This window comes from Caballeronia sp. AZ10_KS36, assembly GCF_023631105.1.
In the GTDB taxonomy this organism is placed as follows: domain Bacteria; phylum Pseudomonadota; class Gammaproteobacteria; order Burkholderiales; family Burkholderiaceae; genus Caballeronia.
The window spans coordinates 330,308-346,480 of the sequence record NZ_JALQDQ010000025.1 but is presented as its reverse complement, the minus strand read 5'-3'; the positions used below and the strand labels follow the sequence as shown (position 1 = coordinate 346,480).

The window sequence follows — 16,173 nt, the reverse complement described above, 5'->3', positions numbered from 1 at the left end:
CGATAATGAACAAGATGCCTATACAAAAATGGCTGGGTTTGCCCGCGCTGATGAGCGCGTTGCTGGTGGTCGCGGGATGTTCGCTCGCACCCACTTATGAAAAGCCGGACGTCAACGCGCCGAGCGCCTATAAGGAAACGCCGACGCTGTCGCCATCGGAAGCGGGCACCTGGAAGACCGCGCAGCCTTCGGAAGAGATGATGCGCGGCGAATGGTGGACGCTTTTCGACGACGCCACGCTGAACGATCTGGAACGTCAGGCGCAGGATGCCAACCAGAACCTGAAGGCCGCGGCGGCGCGCGTGAAGGAAGCGCGGGCGATCAATCAGACCGCGCGCGCGGGACTCTTTCCGACACTCGACGCAGGCTTCGGTCCGACGCGCGAGAAGTTCTCGCCCGCATCGCAGTTTCTGCCTCCGAACGCGAACGTTCCCGCGCAGACGTTGTGGCGCGCGCAGGCCAGCGTGTCGTACGAGGTGGATCTGTTCGGGCGCGTGTCGAATTCCGTGCAGGCCGCCAACGCCGACACGCAGCAAAGCGAAGCGTTGTTCCGCTCAGTGCAGCTCGCGTTGCAGGCGGACGTCGCGCAAAACTACTTCGAGCTGCGCGAGCGCGATGCCGAACTGGACGTGTACACGCGCACCGTGAAGTTGCGTGAGGAAGCACTGAAGCTCGCAGAGCGACGGTTCGCCGAAGGCGATATCAGCGAGTTGGATGTCGCACGCGCCAAGTCGGAACTCGCGACCGCGCGTTCGGATGCGATGACGGTGCAACGGCTGCGCGCGGCATCCGAGCATAGTCTCGCGGTGTTGCTCGGCAAGACGCCTGCCGAGTTCTCGATGGCCGCTAATCCGCTCAAGCCTGTCACCGTGCACGTGCCGCCCGGCTTGCCGTCTTCGCTGCTCGAACGTCGCCCGGACATTGCGGCTGCCGAGCGGTCGATGGCGGCGGCCAACGCGCGCATCGGCGTCGCGAAGGCGGCGTTCTTTCCGTCGCTCACGCTGACAGGTTCGGGCGGGTTTGAATCGGCCACGCTCGGCGATCTCTTCAACTGGTCGAGCCGCACGTTCCTGCTGGGACCGTTCGCGGGCACCATGCTGAATCTGCCTATCTTCGACGGCGGCCGTCGCAAGGGCAATCTCGCCAATGCGCGCGCCATCTACGAAGAGGACGTGGCGAATTATCGCCAGCAAGTGCTCGTGGCGTTTCGTGAAGTCGAGGACAACCTGTCGGACTTGCGCATTCTTGAGACGCAGACGGCGACACAAGCGGATGCGGTGAATGCGTCGGTACGCGCCGCGCAACTGTCGCGCACGCAGTACACCGAAGGCGCGGTAAACTATCTCGACGTGATCGACGCCGAGCGCACCGTGCTGCAATCGCAGCGTGCAGCGGTTCAGCTCGCGGGAGCGCAGGCGGTATCGACGGTCAATCTCGTTCGGGCTCTAGGCGGCGGCTGGGGCGATGCAGTGCCTACGCCCGTGCCTGAACCGAGCCTCGCACAGAAGTAATGCACACACACAAAGCCCCGCTCCAAGCGGGGCTTTTTGCTATGAAGCCGATTGTTCGTCGCGAGGAACATATGTCTTCACCTGGCGCCCATTTATCCCGTGCGACGCGATCCCTAGAATTTGAATCATGGGAACGGGAGCGTGCAATGAGAGCCTTGATCGAAAGACAGCTATATCAACCGTCAGTGGTCCTGCCACTGCTTCTTCTAACGCGCCTGATGGTCTCGCTGGACTTCAACCTCGCGCAAGTCGCATTCGTGATGCTGCTGAGAGGGTCGCAGCACGCCTATCATTTCATGCATCAAGTGGCGCTGCGTCAGCGTGGCGGCGCGGCGGTGGAGCGCATCGCCTGCCGTCACTGCTGCTGAACTTACTCAATACACTTCGGGGACGTACATCGATTCCGGCACGGGCTGACGCAGGTAATCGGGATTGAACACGCGCTCGGGCAGCGTGATTGGCGGGTGTTCTATCTCGTGATACGGCACCTGGCTCAACAGGTGATGAATGCAGTTGAGGCGCGCGCGCTTTTTGTCGACAGCCTGCACGACCCACCACGGCGCTTCGGGAATATGCGAGCGTTGCAGCATGACTTCCTTCGCGGCCGTATACGCTTCCCAGCGACGGCGGCTCTCCAGGTCCATCGGACTCAGCTTCCACTGCTTGAGCGGATCTTCGATTCGCGCCTGAAAGCGCACTTCCTGTTCGTCGTCGGTGATCGAGAACCAGTACTTGATGATCTGGATGCCGCTACGCACGAGCATCTTCTCGAACTCCGGCACCGAGCGAAAGAATTCCTCATACTCTTCGTCGGTGCAGAAGTGCATCACGCGCTCGACGCCCGCGCGGTTGTACCAGCTTCGGTCGAACAGCACGATCTCGCCGCCCGCCGGCAAGTGCGAGACATATCGCTGAAAGTACCATTGCGTGCGCTCGCGATTGTTGGGCGCGGGGAGGGCGGCGACGCGGCAGACACGCGGATTGAGCCGCTGCGTGATGCGTTTGATCGCGCCGCCCTTGCCGGCGGCATCGCGCCCCTCGAAGATCACGACAAGCCGGTGACCGGTATGGACCACCCAGTCCTGTAGCTTCACCAATTCGCCCTGTAGCCGGAACAACTCGCGGAAATAAGTCTTGCGAAGCTGCCGCTCTTCGTCCGAGAACGCCGCTTCGCCATCGAGGAAGCGATCGTCGATCTCCATCTCGAACTCTTCGTCGTAGCTGTCGATCAGGTCAGCGTGAAAGCGGCGCTGCTTGTCCGTCGTGGTCATTGAATGCTCCATGTGCGTGCTGTGGCCTGCTTCTTGGGCGCAGTGTTCGGCCGGCGCTGAACGCCCGATGGTGACGTTCCCGCATGGCAGTCGTGTGACACCGCCTTCCGCGTCATTCATTGTATGAAGCCGCGCGCTTTATGACACGAGCAGCGCGGCCCTTAGAATGGTCGAGCGTTTGATGGCATCACGATGGCACACCCATTCCAGAGGCGAACCGCACGATGATCGACACAGCTGGCGCAATTCCCTTTTTCGACGCGACGCAAACCGCACGCCTTCTGCCTTACGACCGCTTGGCGGATACGCTCGCCGCGACCATGCTCGATTATGCAGCCGGCCGCATAGCGAGTCCCGAGCGGATGGTGGTCCCGCTCGCGCACGGCGGAGTGATGCTCTCGATGCCCGCAACGGCCGCCGATATCGCGATGCACAAGCTCGTGAACGTGTGCCCGGGCAATGGCGCACGCGGCCTGCCGACGATTCACGGTCAGGTCACCGCTTTCGACGCCACGACAGGCGTGCCCCAGTTCATGCTCGACGGTCCCACGGTCACCGGTCGCCGAACGGCCGCAGTCTCCATGCTCGCGATACGCGCGCTGGCCGCCGATGTTCCGCGCGAAGTGCTCGTGATTGGCACCGGAAAGCAGGCGGCGTCGCATGTGGAAGCGCTTGCGAGCCTGTATCCGGAAGCGCGCCTCTACATTCTCGGCTCGCGTGCGGGGCGCGCGAGTGTTTTCTGCGCGGACCACGCCGAGCTTTCGCCGAACCTGGTCCCGCTCGAAGGTCCGGCGATACCGGACTCTATCGACGTGGTGATCACCACGACGACCAGCAAGACGCCGGTGTATTCGCTTGCGGCCAGCGCGGCGCGACTCGTGATAGGCGTAGGCGCTTTCACCGCCGATGCCGCTGAAATCGCCGCCTCGACGATTCATGCCAGCGCCTTGTTCGTCGACGATCTCGCAGGCGCGCGTCACGAAGCGGGCGATTTCATCCTCGCCGGAATCGACTGGAACACGGTGCGGCCGCTCGCGACGGCGCTTGCATCGCACGAAAGACCCGACATTCCGGTGGTGTTCAAGTCGGTCGGATGCGCGGCGTGGGACCTCGCAGCCTGCCGTGTCGCGAGGGTGGTCTTGTCGGACCAGAGCCAAGCCGCGTGACAGGTGGAACAACCTTTGCTGTAAGTTTGCTCGATGACGATTGCGCGACGGCGCTCAAGCACTCCAGCGAATGAACAGACCAATGAACAGTCGAATCGACACCGACCGGGCAGCATGGCCGGCATACCGAACCGCCGATACCAACGACCTCGCGGTTTCGCGGGCACCGGCGCCTTCGGCCCAAGGGCGCGCCGCGCCGCCCGCCGCTTATTTCATCTCCGTCCTCGAGATGGCGACCGGCGAGCAGTTGGGCAACGAGGAGCGCGTGCGCGCCGTCGCCATGCTGGAAAGCGAATTCGGTGCTGGACGGCCGCGCACACTCAAAGAGGCGGTGCGCATTTGCGCCGCCGCCATCGACTCGTCCACTTTGCAGCGCATGGCGCGCGGAGCCAAGGCCTGATTCGAAGCGCCCAAATCGAAGCGCCCAAATCGAAGCGCCCAAATCGAAGCGCCCAAGCGGTCATAGCGGACGCTCTTTAAGCACATTCTTTCATCAACGTGTAAAAGAAACGTGCTACTTGACGGTCTGAATGACTTCGAAGCCTTCGAATTCAGGGTGCCCGAGATAGAGCTGGCGCGTCTCGCCGCCTGCGTTGCGATGCGCGGCGCGAAAGGCGTCGGACCGCGTCCAGTCTTCGAACGCCGCCCGATTCGCCCAGATCGTGTGGCTCGAATAAAGGACGTGATCGTCCTTGGCCGGGCCCTTTAGCAAATGAAATTCGACGAAGCCGGGGACATCCCTGAGATGCGTGTCGCGGCTCGTCCATAGGCGCTCGAAGTCCGCTTCTGCGCCGGGCACGATCTTGAAGCGATTCATGGCGATATACATGTCGATACTTTCCTTTGTGGTGAGTCAACAAACGAAGGTTTAAGGGCGCGCCAGTTCGACTATCGTCGCAAATCCGCCGAAGAACATGCGCTTCGCGTCGAACGGCGGCTCGCCTTGCTCCATCATCGCCTTCAGGCGCGGGTCGTTCATGACCTTGGCGTTGACTGCGTCGCGCTGCTCGCGGGATTCATACAGTATCCACGAGAATGCAATCGTTTCACCTTCTCTCAATTGCACGCTCTGCGGAAATGAAGTGACTTCCCCTGGCTTGACGTCGTCGGCAATGCTTTCGACGAATTGCAGTGCGCCATGCTCAAGCCAGATCTTGCCTGCCTGCTCGGCCATGACGCGATACGCGTCGATCTTGTCGGTGGGAACAGGTACGACGAATCCATCCACATAGTGCGCCATGTGAGCCTCCTTGAGCCATATCGACAGCGTCATGCCGTCAATTGCATTGGAGCTTGAGCCGCACGACGAAGTTCAGGCCACGGTCCAGACGCCGCACCGTCGGTCATAGTCGAGCGATATGGACGACAGGGGCGCGAAGTCCATCGCAAAGATGGATTCGAGCGGGTCGCCTCGCACATGCGCCAATGCGGCTTTGATGACGATGGCATGCGTGACGATCAGGCAGCGTTCGATGCGGGCATCGTCACGCACAAGAGTTGCAAGCGCGCTCGCAATGCGTTCGGAAAGCATGGCAATACTCTCGCCGCCGTGCGGCCGCGCGGCGACATTCGAAAGCCATGCGCTCATGCCTTCAGGCTCTTTTTCGGCGATGGCGCGTATCGCATGCCCGCGCCAGCGGCCGTAGTCGATATCGTTGAATGCGTCGTTCGTTTCGACGGTGCTTGCTATGCATGCGGCAGTCGCGCGCGCAGCGGCCGCGGGACTTGCAATCACGCGGCCGTCGAAGCGTGCGAAGCGCTGCGCAAGAGCCGCGCGTTCATCGCATGCAGGCGGCTCGTCGCCCGTCGGAAAGCGGGCGGTTTTCATCGCGTGCGTGGCGGCGTGGCAGAGAAGCGTGACGTTCAATGATTGAGGCAATGGGCGCATCGTTGCTTTACTTTGCCCGCAATCGTCCTAGAATGGCAAGCTTGCAGTGTGAGGAAGCCGGTGCAAGCCCGGCACGGTCGCGCCACTGTAAGCGGCTTTCGTGAAAACGACGGTCCGCGAGTCAGACCCCGCTGCAAGCTCTTTCGTCTATTGGGACGCGCTTTTCCCTCGGAGAAAATCAATGAATGTCGCTCACGCGCCGGTCTATGCCGCCGCTCCTGTTTCGCCCGCCCTCGATGCGCCGGTGCCTATTCCGGTACGTGAAGTCTTGCCTTGGGCCGTGTTCATCGGCCTGATCCTTTTGATCGCCATTTATTTCGTCGGTGCGGAGCAGGGCGCGACGTCCATCTTCTCCGGCATGGTCGTTCACGAATTCGTGCATGACGGCCGGCACCTGCTCGGCTTTCCCTGCCACTAAGGGCGCGTCATGATTCGCAGTTTGTTGATACGCGGCATGATCGCGGGTCTCGTCGCGGGCGTGCTCGGCTTCGGTTTTGCGAAGCTGGTCGGTGAGCCGTTCGTTGCACAGGCCATCGCGTTCGAAGGAGAACATGCGCATGGACATGACCATCACGAAGCCACGACTCATTCACACGATCACGAAGGCGGCGACGGCGACGAAGAACTGGTGAGCCGGGACACGCAGGCCGGTGTCGGCCTCTTTACCGGCGTCGCGGTATTCGGCACTGCGCTCGGCGGCATTTTCTCGCTCGTCTTTGCGCTTGCTTATGGGCGGCTCGGCGCATTGCGTGCGCGCGGCACATCGGCGTTGCTGGCGATGTTCGGCTTCTTGAGCGTGGCGGTCGTGCCGTTCCTCAAGTATCCACCGAACCCGCCTTCGGTCGGCAACGCGGCGACGATCGGTCCGCGCACCGCATTGTTCTTCGGCATGTTGGCCATCTCGATCGCGGCAGCGGTGATCGCCGTCGCGCTGCAAAGGCGGCTGCGCGTGCGGCGGGGCGAGTGGAACGCAACGATGATTGCAGGCGCTTTCTACATCGCGTCGATGCTGCTCGTGCAGTTCGCGCTGCCGCGTATCGAAGAAGTGCCGGCAGGCTTCTCGGCGTCGTTGCTCTGGAACTTTCGCGTCGCGGCCATCGGTGTTCAGGTCATCATCTGGACGACGCTCGGGCTCGTGTTCGGCGCGCTCGCTGCTCGCGAACTCGAGCGGCCCGCATTGCGGAAAGTGGCGACCGTCTAAGCGTTTTCTCGCGATAACGCTGCTTGCCTTGCGGGCAATTCATCCAGTAGCGCGAGTTTCGCCGCATCGTCCATCGAGCGGAACGACTTGATCTCTTCGCGGCTCCGGAAGCATCCCGCGCACAGACCATGCGCGGGATCGAGCTTGCATACGCCCGTGCACGGCGAACCAACCGGCTCTTGCGACTTCGCGCGCGCAATAGTGAAGGCGAGGTCGACGATCGTCATAGCGATTCGCCGCGAAAGAGCGCCGCGGCGGCGGCCGGATTCGATGGCCAATACGCGTGCATATACGTGGCCGTGATCGGACCGTGGCGATAGAGGGCTTCGCCTTCGGCGCCTGTGGTTGCATGCTTCGAGGTCAGATGCGGCTGCATGGGTGTGTCGAGCGTGGAGTAATGGAACGTGTGACCGGTGAGCGCGCCGTGCGCGGTATCGAGCCTTTGCATTGCAAGACGCGCGAGGCGGCGCTGCATGAAGGCGTTGCCCGGGAGAAGACCGAGCATTGCATGCTTCGTGCCTTCCACGTCCGTCAGCGTATCGAGCAGATACAGCATGCCGCCGCATTCGGCGACGACAGCTCTTCGACGCGCCACATGCGCTTCCATGGATGCCCGCGTGCGCAGGTTCACGGCAAGCGTAGCCGCATGCAGTTCCGGATACCCGCCGGGAAGATAGAGCGCGTCGGCATCGGCTGGCACGGGTTCATCGGCGAGTGGCGAAAAGGTGCTCACGCGCGCGCCCATTGCGTGCAGCAAGTCGATATTGGCCGGATAGACGAATGAAAACGCGGCATCGCGTGCCACGGCGATATGCAAACCGTCGAGCAAACGCGGCGGCGCTTCGGGCTTCGCGTCCTCGAAGTGCACAGGCGGCGGGAGGTCCGCGAGCGCGGTAGCGGCAATGGCATCGGCGGCGCGATCCAGACGCGCATCCAGTCCCGCCACTTCTTGCGCTTGCGTCAAGCCGAGATGACGCTCGGGCAGTGCGATGTCCTCTGTATTCGACAGATGCCCGCAATAGCGCAGCCCATCCGGAATGGCTTCGGCCAACATCTGCGCATGCCGCGCCGATGCAACGCGATTGGCGAGCACGCCATGGAACGGCACGTCTGCGCGATAACGCGCCAGTCCGAACGCCACTGCGCCGAAGGTCTGCGCCATGCCATGTGCGCCGATCACGGCGAGCACCGGCACATTGAACGCGGCGGCGAGGTCGGCGCTGCTCGGCGTGCCGTCGAAGAGACCCATGACGCCTTCGATCAGAATCAGATCGGCTTCGCGCGCGGCCTCTGCGAGCAATGCGCGGCATGCGTCGAGACCGACCATCGACAGATGCAGCGAATAGACGGGCGATCCGCATGCGCGTTCCAGGATCATCGGATCGAGAAAATCGGGGCCGGTCTTGAATACGCGCACGCGCAGGCCACGCCGCGCATGATGACGCGCCAGCGCGGCCGTCACCGTGGTCTTGCCTTGATGCGACGCGCTCGCGCCGATGAAGAGTGCGGGGCAGGACGGCATGAGCTCAGTACTCGACGCCACGTTGAGCCTTGACGCCCTGCTCGCGATACGGATGCTTCACGAGCCGCATTTCCGTGACGAGGTCCGCCAGTTCGACGAGCGCATCCGGCGCATGACGGCCCGTCACGACCACATGCAGCATCGCAGGACGCGCCTTCAACACATCGAGCACTTCGTCGAGCGGCAAGTACTCGTACTTGAGCACGGTGTTGAGCTCGTCGAGCACGACCATCTGATATTCGCCGCTTTCGATCATGCGCCGCGCTTCGTTCCAGCCTTTGCGCGCGGTCGCCATGTCGGCCTCGCGGTTTTGCGTGTTCCAGGTATAGCCGTCGCCCATCGTCACGAAATCGCAATTGGCGACCGCGCTCAGGAAATCGCGCTCTGACGTATGCAGCGCGCCTTTGATGAACTGAACGACGCCGAGCTTCATGCCGTGCCCGAGCACGCGCACGGCCATGCCGAATGCCGCCGTCGTCTTGCCCTTGCCATTGCCTGTGTTGACGATCAAGAGACCCTTCTCGTGATCGGCGGCGGCCTGCTTCTTTTCGTGGCCTTCCTTGCGACGCTGCGTCACGCGCAGATGTGATTCCGTATCGGTTTTCATGGGCTCTTTCAGGCTTTCTTCGTTGCTATGGCGACGGTCACATGACCGTCGATCATCTTCGGCACAACAAGCTCTCCGCCCTCGCTCGCGAGCAGCGCGCTAGGCTCGCATACACCGTCGGCGGGCATGTGCGCGAGCTGGTCTGCGCGATAGAAACGCAATGGCAGCGCATGACGCTCGCAGAAGACACGCAAGCCGGCTTCGTCGTGTTTGATGTCGATGCTCGCGACCACCGCGATGTGCGCGAACGTGAGTTCCGCTGCTTGAAGCGCACGAAGGACGGCCGCTTCTATCGCATCGGCGCTTACGCCGCGTTTGCAGCCGATGCCGACGGCAAGATGGCGCAGGCTCCCGCAAGGAAGTATCATCGAACGAATGGACGGAAATGCTTGCGCCGCCCATGCGTCCCTCGCGGATGGCGGCGTTCGGCGAAGGCATCATGACAGCGAGATGCGCTTCGTCCCCAGCGATGGCCGGTATCCGGGCTTGCGGCCTTCATCGCGCAGCCTTCCCACCGTGAACGGGCAGTGGCCGTTTGCGCCATGCGCGATATCGTGCGAGCCGATACCGCCGGTCGCGTACCGTTGCGGGGACAGCACAGGTTGGCGAGCGCTTGCATGCATGTGAAGACGCCGCTTTCTGTTTCCCGTTTAACTGCGCGTTTCGTGTGAACGCGCGAGCACCAGTCGCGCGCCAACGATACCACATGCACCGGTTTCAGCGCCGGATTCCTTGACGCTCCCTCGCGGGGAGCCTAGACTTCACGCAGTTCTGGTGCCCGCGTGCGAGCTTCTTTCGCACGCAGTTAAACGGGAAGCAGGAAGCGCATCGTCCATTATGCGAACGGACGCGCCAACCTGCGCTGCCCCCGCAACGGTAAGAGACCGGCGGTATCGCTATTAGGATATCGCGCGTTGCGCACGAAGCCACTGTCGGTGCACGGCAGGAAGGCTGCGCGACGAGGTCCCAAGCCCGGATACCGGCCAGAACTTCGCAGGGCCCACGCCGCGGGGATGCGGCATGTCCCATGATCCATCAGTCGTGCGCTTTTTCCCGCAGATCTCGCCGGCGATACCTTGCTCGCGCGACGCACGCACGACGCATGCACGACGCATGCATACACGAGCCACGGAGCGACGATGCAAACCCGCAAGATACCCGTCACGGTCGTGACCGGCTTTCTCGGCAGCGGCAAGACCACCTTGATGCGCCACATCATGTCGAATGCGCAGGGCTTGCGCCTTGCTGTCATCGTGAATGAGTTCGGCGAACTCGGTATAGACGGGGAAATCCTGAAGGGTTGCGGCATCGGTTGCGACGACGAAGCCGGGTCCTCGGAGCGCAATCTCTATGAACTCGCTAACGGGTGCCTGTGTTGCACGGTGCAGGAAGAGTTTTATCCGGTGATGGAGCAGTTGCTCGAACGCCGCGAGCGCATCGACCATGTGTTGATCGAGACCTCGGGCCTCGCGTTGCCGAAGCCGCTCGTGCAGGCATTCAACTGGCCGTCGATCAAGAATGCGTTCACGGTGGATGCCGTCATCACGGTGGTCGACGGTCCTGCCGCCGCAAGCGGACAGTTCGCCGCGAATCCCGCAGCGGTCGATGCGCAACGCAAGGCCGACCCGAATCTCGATCACGAATCGCCGCTGCACGAGCTATTCGAAGATCAACTGTCCTCGGCTGATCTCGTGATCGTCAACAAGACGGACCTCATGGACGTCGACGCACTGCGCCGCGTGGAAGCGCTGGTGCGGCCCGAGATTCCGCCGCAAGTGAAGGTCGTGCCCGCGCAAATGGGCAAGCTGGATCTGCATGCGCTGCTCGGTCTGCAGTCCGCGTCCGAGGACAGCATTCATCTTCGCCACGATCATCACGGTTCTGCCGACGACGAAGGCCACGTGGATCATCACCATGACGAATTCGATTCGGTCGTAGTCGAAGCACAAGTCGAATCACGCGAACAGGCCATTGCCGCGTTGCAGGCGCTTGTGGAGAGCCACACGATCTATCGCGTGAAAGGATTCGCCGCGCTGCCGGGCGCGGGCATGCGTCTCGTGGTGCAAGGCGTGGGCCGGCGCTTCGACAGCTATTTCGACCGGCGCTGGAACGAAGGGGAAGCCGCGAGCCGCTTCGTGCTGATCGGAGAAGACCTCGATCGTCAAACCCTGCAAACAGCGTTGAACGCGGCGCTGGCGAACGCGCTCGCGCAGGCCTGACGCAATGCATTTGTTACGCACGACGCCGGGAGGTTTTGTCGATGACGCGGCAGGCGTCATGCGTATCGAGCAGACGCGCGCACCGATCGTCGTACTGAGTTCGGCCGATACCACGCTCGCGCTGCTTGCAAGCGTGTTTCCGCGTCTTGAGCCGGGCTTTCCCGAAGTGCGGCTCGCGAATCAATCGTTTCTGCGCCAGCCCGCATCGGTCGATTTCTATGTCGACGATGTATTGCGTCATGCGCGCGTCGTCATCCTCGATCATCTCGGCGGTGAATCGTACTGGCCTTATGGCATCGAGCGAATCGTGGCGCTCGCCGAGCGCGAGAAGCAGATGCTTGCCATGTTCTCGGGCGATCTCACCGAAGACCCGAACCTGATCAGCAAGAGTACCGCGGATGCCGCGTTCTGCCGGGAGTTGTCGCGCTATCTGCGCGAAGGCGGCGCAGGCAATGCCGAAGAATTTTTGCGCGCAGTCGGTTATCACGCATTCGGCTTCGGCCGCGCGCCGCAAGCGCCGCGTCCGCTGCCTGCCGTAGCCATCTATCATCCCGAGCACGACATCGCCGCAATCGACGACTGGCGCGCGCGCTGGACCGACGGCGCGCCCGTCGTCGCGATTCTGTTTTATCGCGCGCATCTGCAAGCGGGCAACACCGCTGTATTCGATGCGCTCATCGAAGCCCTCGAAAAGGAAGGGCTGAATCCGCTGCCGATTGCGATCGCTTCGCTGAAGGAAAGCGTGAGCCGCGAAGTGATCGCGCGTTTATGCATGGAGCATCGCGCATCGCTCGTATTGAACACGACTGCGTTCGCAGCCAGCGTGATCGGCGAAAGCGAAGACTTCGACATCGCGGGCGATGCGCCCGTGCTGCAAGTGATATTGAGCGGCGGCAATCGCGAAGACTGGGAAAAGGACAACCACGGCCTCAATTCGCGCGATGTAGCGATGCATGTCGCGCTGCCCGAGGTCGATGGCCGCATCATCACGCGCGCGGTCAGCTTCAAGGGACTCGCGTATCACTGCGCGCAGACGCAAGTTGACGTGGTGCGTTATCAGGCCGATGCCGAACGCGTGCGCTTCGTCGCGGAGTTGAGCCGCCGCTGGTGCAAGCTGCGGCATACGCCCAACCACGAGAAGCGCATCGCGCTCGTGCTCGCCAACTATCCGGCGAGCGAAGGGCGCATCGGCAACGGCGTGGGGCTCGATACGCCGGCATCCGCGGTCGGCATCCTGTCGACGCTCGCACGCGAAGGCTATCGCGTGGGCGAATTGCCGGAGAACGGCGACGCGCTTATCGCCGCATTGACGCAAGGCGTGACGAACGATCCCGTGGTTCGCGACATGCGGCCGGCGTTGCAAAGCCTCTCGCTCGACGACTATCTCGACGCTTATCGCGCGTTGCCCGCAGATGCACGCGCCGCGCTGGAAAAGACGTGGGGCGCACCGGAAGACGATCCGACATTGAGGCGCGGGCGCTTCATGATCGCGGGCTATCGCTGCGGCGAAGTGTTCGTCGGCATTCAACCGTCGCGGTCGCGCGAACGCAACGACTATGCGAGCTACCACGATGCCGAACTCGTTCCGCCGCATTCGTATCTCGCGTTCTACTTCTGGCTGCGCATGCGCTTTAACGCGGATGCGCTCGTGCATGTCGGCAAGCACGGCAATCTGGAATGGCTGCCGGGCAAGAGCGTCGCGCTGTCGGCATCGTGCTGGCCCGATCTGATTCTCGGGCCGATGCCGCATCTTTATCCTTTCATCGTCAACGATCCGGGCGAGGGCAGTCAGGCGAAGCGGCGGGCGCAAGCGGTCATCATCGATCATCTGATGCCGCCGCTTACGCGCGCCGAGAACTATGGTCCGCTGCAAAACCTCGAACGGCAGGTCGATGAGTACTACGAAGCATTGATGGTCGACGTCCGGCGCGCGAAGCTGTTGCGCAAGTCCATACTCGCGAGCATCGTCGAGAACAAGCTGCACGAAGAACTCGGTCTCGATGCCCCGCGCGATACATCGGGCGAAGACGCGTTGCTCACGCGCGCCGAGGCGTATCTGTGCGAGCTGAAAGAAGCGCAGATACGCGATGGACTGCATGTTTTCGGCGAGTCGCCGCAAGGCGTGCAGCGGCGCGATACGCTGCTTGCGCTCGGGCGTTTTCCGATCGGCGACGGTCAGGGCGCGAACGCAAGCGTGATCACTGCGCTCGCACGGGACCTGCAACTAGGCGATGACTTCGATCCGCTCGACGCCGACTGGGCCGCGCCGTGGCAAGGGCCGCGTCCGCCGGCATTGCAGGCGATGAGTAATGCGCCCTGGCGTCATCACGGTGACACGCGCGAGCGGCTGGAAGGCCTCGCATTGCAGCTTATCGAGGGCAATGCAGCCGCACCCGGTCTGCATACGCAATGCGTGCTCGAACGCTTGCATGGCGATGTGCTCGCGCGGCTGGATGCATGCGGACCGCAAGAGTCGTTGCAACTGAAACGCGGTCTCGAAGGGCGCTTCGTTCCGCCCGGGCCGAGCGGTTCGCCATCGCGCGGCAGACCCGACGTGCTGCCGACGGGGCGTAACTTCTATTCGGTCGATACGCGCGCATTGCCGACGCAAGCCGCCTGGTCGCTCGGGCTCAAGTCCGCGAACATGCTCGTCGAGCGGCACGTACAGGACCACGGCGATTATCCGCGCGCCATCGGTCTGTCGGTGTGGGGCACGGCCACCATGCGCACCGGCGGCGACGACATCGCGCAAGCGTTCGCGCTCATCGGCGTGCGACCCAAATGGGCGGCGGGCAGCCATCGCGTCACCGACTTCGAGATTCTGCCGATCTCCATCTTCAACCGGCCGCGCATCGACGTCACGCTGCGCGTATCCGGCTTTTTCCGCGATGCGTTCGCGAATCTCATGCATCTGTTCGATGCCGCCGTGCAGGCCATAGCGGAACTCGAAGACGAGCCGGAAGACGTCAACCCGATTCGCGCGCGTATTATGCGTGAGCGCGACGAGTTGATCGGACGCGGCGTCGATGCCAAAGAAGCGCGGCTGCGTGCCGGCTGGCGCGTGTTCAGCACGAAGCCGGGCGCGTACGGCGCGGGCTTGCAGGAGCTCATCGACCTGAAGCAATGGGAAACCGATGCCGATCTGTCCGCCGCTTATCAAAGCACGGGCGGCTATGCCTATTCGCAGGCCGGCGATGGCGTCGAAGCGCGCTCGACCTTCGGCGCGCGGCTCTCGACGCTCGATGTAGTGCTTCAGAATCAGGATAACCGCGAGCACGACGTGCTCGATTCGAACGACTATCACCAGTTTCAGGGCGGAATGATCGCGGCGGTGCGTTACTTGTCGGGCGTGCAGCCGCAGGCGTACAACGCGGATCACAGCAACCCCGCCGCGCCGCGCATGCGCACGCTGAACGAGGAGATCGCGCGCGTCGTGCGCTCGCGCGTGGTCAATCCCAAGTGGATCGACGGCGTGAAGCGGCATGGCTATAAAGGCGCGTCCGAACTCGCCGCGACGGTCGATTATCTCTTCGGTTACGATGCCACCGCGCGCGTCGTCTCCGATCATCAATATGCGCTCGTCACGGATGCCTACGTGAACGATGCCGATACGCGTGAATTCATCGCGCGACACAACCCGCACGCGCTCCAGTCGATCTGCGAGCGCCTGCTCGAAGCGATGCAGCGCGGGCTGTGGCAGGAACCCGGCGACTATCGGCAGTCCGTGACGCAGCATCTGCTCGATGTCGAGCAGCAACTCGAAGGCCGACAGACTTGAACGAAACCTCATTTTTTCCCGCGTTTCCTTTCACCGCGCTCGTCGGGCAGGCGCCGTTGCAACAGGCCTTGCTGCTCGCAGCGGTCGACCCGTCATTGGGCGGCGTGCTCGTGAGCGGACCGCGCGGCACCGCGAAATCCACGGCGGCGCGCGCGCTCGCTGAACTGTTGCCGGAAGGGAAACTCGTCACCTTGCCGCTCGGCGCGAGCGAAGAGCAACTTATCGGGACGCTCGATATTCAGAGCGCGTTGCGCGATGGCGGCGTGAAGTTCTCGCCGGGCTTGCTCGCGAAAGCGCATCGCGGTGTCCTGTATGTCGACGAAGTTAACTTGCTGCCGAATCCTCTCGTCGATCAACTGCTCGACGTGGCAGCGAGCGGCGTGAATATCATCGAGCGCGACGGCATATCGCATCGGCATGACGCGCGGTTCGTGCTGATCGGCACCATGAATCCGGAAGAGGGGGAACTGCGCCCGCAATTGCTGGATCGCTTCGGGCTTGCCGTCGAACTCGCCAACTGCTTCGACGCCAATGTGCGCCAGCGGATCGTCAAGGCAAGACTCGCATTCGATTCGGACGCCGAAGCATTTCGCGCGCAGCACGCGGATAATCAGGCGGCGCTCGCCGAACGCATCGAAGCGGCGCGCGCGGCGCTCGATCAGTTCGATTTCGATGACGTCGTGCATGCGCACGTGAGCGAGCTGTGCATTGCGGCCAACGTCGACGGCCTTCGCGCCGATCTCGTCATGCTGCGCGCGGCGCGTGCGCTCGCGGCGCTGGAAGGCGCGGAATACGTCGAAACGAAGCATGTCGATTGCGTCGCCGACGCGGTATTGCGGCATCGCCGGCGCGAGCCTGAGGCGTCGTCTCGTGAATCAACGCGTGAATCATCGCGGCCGGAAGCAAGCGCCAATTCCGCGCAAGGCGGCGACTGGGGTTACATGCCGCCAGAGCCCGTCGGCATCGCGAAGGTCAAGCAGGTCAGGCCGCTCGCCGCAAAAAAAGCCTGA

The 16,173-nt window shown here is 62.8% G+C and carries 17 protein-coding genes and 3 riboswitches; of the genes, 9 read left to right on the top strand and 8 right to left on the bottom strand.

All coding sequences use genetic code 11. The annotated features are described in order from the left end of the window. Positions 1 to 5 precede the first annotated feature (5 nt). On the top strand, positions 6 to 1,511 hold the full coding sequence (locus NCR35_RS17030; protein ID WP_284503081.1) for an efflux transporter outer membrane subunit: 1,506 nt from the start codon (positions 6 to 8) through the stop codon (positions 1,509 to 1,511). 146 nt (positions 1,512 to 1,657) lie between these two features. Next, entirely contained in the window at positions 1,658 to 1,879 is a 222-nt protein-coding gene (locus tag NCR35_RS17025; RefSeq protein WP_250535283.1) for a hypothetical protein, read from the top strand. A 6-nt stretch (positions 1,880 to 1,885) separates the two neighbouring features. On the opposite strand, the gene ppk2 is transcribed toward NCR35_RS17025, so the two are convergent. Continuing rightward, positions 1,886 to 2,782, bottom strand: coding sequence for a polyphosphate kinase 2 (gene ppk2, locus NCR35_RS17020; protein ID WP_244850086.1), 897 nt, complete (start codon positions 2,780 to 2,782; stop codon positions 1,886 to 1,888). A 224-nt stretch (positions 2,783 to 3,006) separates the two neighbouring features. Between ppk2 and lhpI the strand changes: the two genes are divergently transcribed. Both lhpI and NCR35_RS17010 read left to right on the top strand, forming a co-directional pair. Further along, entirely contained in the window at positions 3,007 to 3,948 is a 942-nt protein-coding gene (gene lhpI, locus NCR35_RS17015) for a bifunctional Delta(1)-pyrroline-2-carboxylate/Delta(1)-piperideine-2-carboxylate reductase (RefSeq protein ID WP_250535282.1), read from the top strand. Positions 3,949 to 4,030: 82 nt separating this feature from the next. Further along, on the top strand, positions 4,031 to 4,348 hold the full coding sequence (locus NCR35_RS17010) for a hypothetical protein (RefSeq protein ID WP_250535281.1): 318 nt from the start codon (positions 4,031 to 4,033) through the stop codon (positions 4,346 to 4,348). A 114-nt stretch (positions 4,349 to 4,462) separates the two neighbouring features. Here NCR35_RS17010 and hmuQ read toward each other — a convergent pair whose 3' ends face one another. The 3 genes from hmuQ to NCR35_RS16995 form a co-directional block, all read right to left on the bottom strand. Further along, on the bottom strand, positions 4,463 to 4,777 hold the full coding sequence (gene hmuQ, locus NCR35_RS17005) for a heme-degrading protein HmuQ (protein WP_250535280.1): 315 nt from the start codon (positions 4,775 to 4,777) through the stop codon (positions 4,463 to 4,465). Positions 4,778 to 4,816: 39 nt separating this feature from the next. Continuing rightward, positions 4,817 to 5,188 carry a DUF1428 domain-containing protein gene (locus tag NCR35_RS17000; RefSeq protein WP_250535279.1) on the bottom strand — a complete coding sequence of 124 codons (372 nt, stop codon included), beginning with the start codon at positions 5,186 to 5,188 and terminating at the stop codon, positions 4,817 to 4,819. A 72-nt stretch (positions 5,189 to 5,260) separates the two neighbouring features. Then, the gene (locus NCR35_RS16995; RefSeq protein ID WP_502801689.1) at positions 5,261 to 5,836 is read right to left on the bottom strand and encodes a histidine phosphatase family protein; all 576 of its coding nucleotides are present in this window, start codon (positions 5,834 to 5,836) and stop codon (positions 5,261 to 5,263) included. A gap of 27 nt (positions 5,837 to 5,863) precedes the next feature. Then, a riboswitch (cobalamin riboswitch) is annotated at positions 5,864 to 5,986 on the top strand. A gap of 31 nt (positions 5,987 to 6,017) precedes the next feature. Between NCR35_RS16995 and NCR35_RS16990 the strand changes: the two genes are divergently transcribed. Both NCR35_RS16990 and NCR35_RS16985 read left to right on the top strand, forming a co-directional pair. Further along, positions 6,018 to 6,254 (top strand): CbtB domain-containing protein, encoded by a 237-nt coding sequence (locus tag NCR35_RS16990; protein ID WP_250535277.1) that lies wholly within the window; start codon positions 6,018 to 6,020, stop codon positions 6,252 to 6,254. 9 nt (positions 6,255 to 6,263) lie between these two features. Further along, entirely contained in the window at positions 6,264 to 7,037 is a 774-nt protein-coding gene (locus NCR35_RS16985; RefSeq protein ID WP_250535276.1) for a CbtA family protein, read from the top strand. Here NCR35_RS16985 and NCR35_RS16980 read toward each other — a convergent pair. From NCR35_RS16980 to NCR35_RS16965, 4 genes are read right to left on the bottom strand one after another with little or no spacing between them, the layout of a single operon-like run. Then, positions 7,034 to 7,264, bottom strand: a complete 231-nt coding sequence (locus NCR35_RS16980; protein ID WP_250535275.1) for a DUF1289 domain-containing protein — start codon at positions 7,262 to 7,264, stop codon at positions 7,034 to 7,036. The genes NCR35_RS16985 and NCR35_RS16980 overlap by 4 nt on opposite strands. After that, entirely contained in the window at positions 7,261 to 8,559 is a 1,299-nt protein-coding gene (locus NCR35_RS16975) for a cobyrinic acid a,c-diamide synthase CobB (RefSeq protein ID WP_250535274.1), read from the bottom strand. The genes NCR35_RS16980 and NCR35_RS16975 overlap by 4 nt, the downstream gene beginning before the upstream one ends. Positions 8,560 to 8,563: 4 nt before the next feature. Then, positions 8,564 to 9,166, bottom strand: coding sequence for a cob(I)yrinic acid a,c-diamide adenosyltransferase (gene cobO / locus NCR35_RS16970; RefSeq protein ID WP_250535273.1), 603 nt, complete (start codon positions 9,164 to 9,166; stop codon positions 8,564 to 8,566). Positions 9,167 to 9,174: 8 nt separating this feature from the next. Next, on the bottom strand, positions 9,175 to 9,534 hold the full coding sequence (locus tag NCR35_RS16965; protein WP_250535272.1) for a cobalamin biosynthesis protein: 360 nt from the start codon (positions 9,532 to 9,534) through the stop codon (positions 9,175 to 9,177). 86 nt (positions 9,535 to 9,620) lie between these two features. Beyond that, a riboswitch (cobalamin riboswitch) is annotated at positions 9,621 to 9,869 on the bottom strand. A 52-nt stretch (positions 9,870 to 9,921) separates the two neighbouring features. After that, a riboswitch (cobalamin riboswitch) is annotated at positions 9,922 to 10,168 on the top strand. A gap of 137 nt (positions 10,169 to 10,305) precedes the next feature. Between NCR35_RS16965 and cobW the strand changes: the two genes are divergently transcribed. Genes cobW through NCR35_RS16950 form a run of 3 tightly spaced genes read left to right on the top strand, consistent with a single transcriptional unit; the run spans position 10,306 to position 16,173 of the window. Next, a complete protein-coding gene (gene cobW, locus NCR35_RS16960) occupies positions 10,306 to 11,385 on the top strand; it encodes a cobalamin biosynthesis protein CobW (protein ID WP_250535271.1) in 1,080 nt (359 codons plus the stop codon). Positions 11,386 to 11,389: 4 nt separating this feature from the next. Continuing rightward, positions 11,390 to 15,163, top strand: a complete 3,774-nt coding sequence (gene cobN / locus NCR35_RS16955; protein WP_250535270.1) for a cobaltochelatase subunit CobN — start codon at positions 11,390 to 11,392, stop codon at positions 15,161 to 15,163. Beyond that, positions 15,160 to 16,173 carry a magnesium chelatase ATPase subunit I gene (locus NCR35_RS16950; RefSeq protein WP_250535269.1) on the top strand — a complete coding sequence of 338 codons (1,014 nt, stop codon included), beginning with the start codon at positions 15,160 to 15,162 and terminating at the stop codon, positions 16,171 to 16,173. Before cobN ends, NCR35_RS16950 begins: the two co-directional genes overlap by 4 nt.

Coding starts and splice junctions, on each gene's coding strand:
- NCR35_RS17000 (WP_250535279.1), bottom strand. CDS start 5,188: ATGGCGCACTATGTGGATGGATTCGTCGTACCTGTTCCCACCGACAAG.
- ppk2 (WP_244850086.1), bottom strand. CDS start 2,782: ATGACCACGACGGACAAGCAGCGCCGCTTTCACGCTGACCTGATCGAC.
- NCR35_RS16965 (WP_250535272.1), bottom strand. CDS start 9,534: ATGATACTTCCTTGCGGGAGCCTGCGCCATCTTGCCGTCGGCATCGGC.
- cobN (WP_250535270.1), top strand. CDS start 11,390: ATGCATTTGTTACGCACGACGCCGGGAGGTTTTGTCGATGACGCGGCA.
- hmuQ (WP_250535280.1), bottom strand. CDS start 4,777: ATGTATATCGCCATGAATCGCTTCAAGATCGTGCCCGGCGCAGAAGCG.
- NCR35_RS16990 (WP_250535277.1), top strand. CDS start 6,018: ATGAATGTCGCTCACGCGCCGGTCTATGCCGCCGCTCCTGTTTCGCCC.
- NCR35_RS17025 (WP_250535283.1), top strand. CDS start 1,658: ATGAGAGCCTTGATCGAAAGACAGCTATATCAACCGTCAGTGGTCCTG.
- NCR35_RS16975 (WP_250535274.1), bottom strand. CDS start 8,559: ATGCCGTCCTGCCCCGCACTCTTCATCGGCGCGAGCGCGTCGCATCAA.
- cobW (WP_250535271.1), top strand. CDS start 10,306: ATGCAAACCCGCAAGATACCCGTCACGGTCGTGACCGGCTTTCTCGGC.
- NCR35_RS16995 (WP_502801689.1), bottom strand. CDS start 5,836: ATGCGCCCATTGCCTCAATCATTGAACGTCACGCTTCTCTGCCACGCC.
- cobO (WP_250535273.1), bottom strand. CDS start 9,166: ATGAAAACCGATACGGAATCACATCTGCGCGTGACGCAGCGTCGCAAG.
- NCR35_RS16985 (WP_250535276.1), top strand. CDS start 6,264: ATGATTCGCAGTTTGTTGATACGCGGCATGATCGCGGGTCTCGTCGCG.
- NCR35_RS17030 (WP_284503081.1), top strand. CDS start 6: ATGAACAAGATGCCTATACAAAAATGGCTGGGTTTGCCCGCGCTGATG.
- NCR35_RS17010 (WP_250535281.1), top strand. CDS start 4,031: ATGAACAGTCGAATCGACACCGACCGGGCAGCATGGCCGGCATACCGA.
- lhpI (WP_250535282.1), top strand. CDS start 3,007: ATGATCGACACAGCTGGCGCAATTCCCTTTTTCGACGCGACGCAAACC.
- NCR35_RS16980 (WP_250535275.1), bottom strand. CDS start 7,264: ATGACGATCGTCGACCTCGCCTTCACTATTGCGCGCGCGAAGTCGCAA.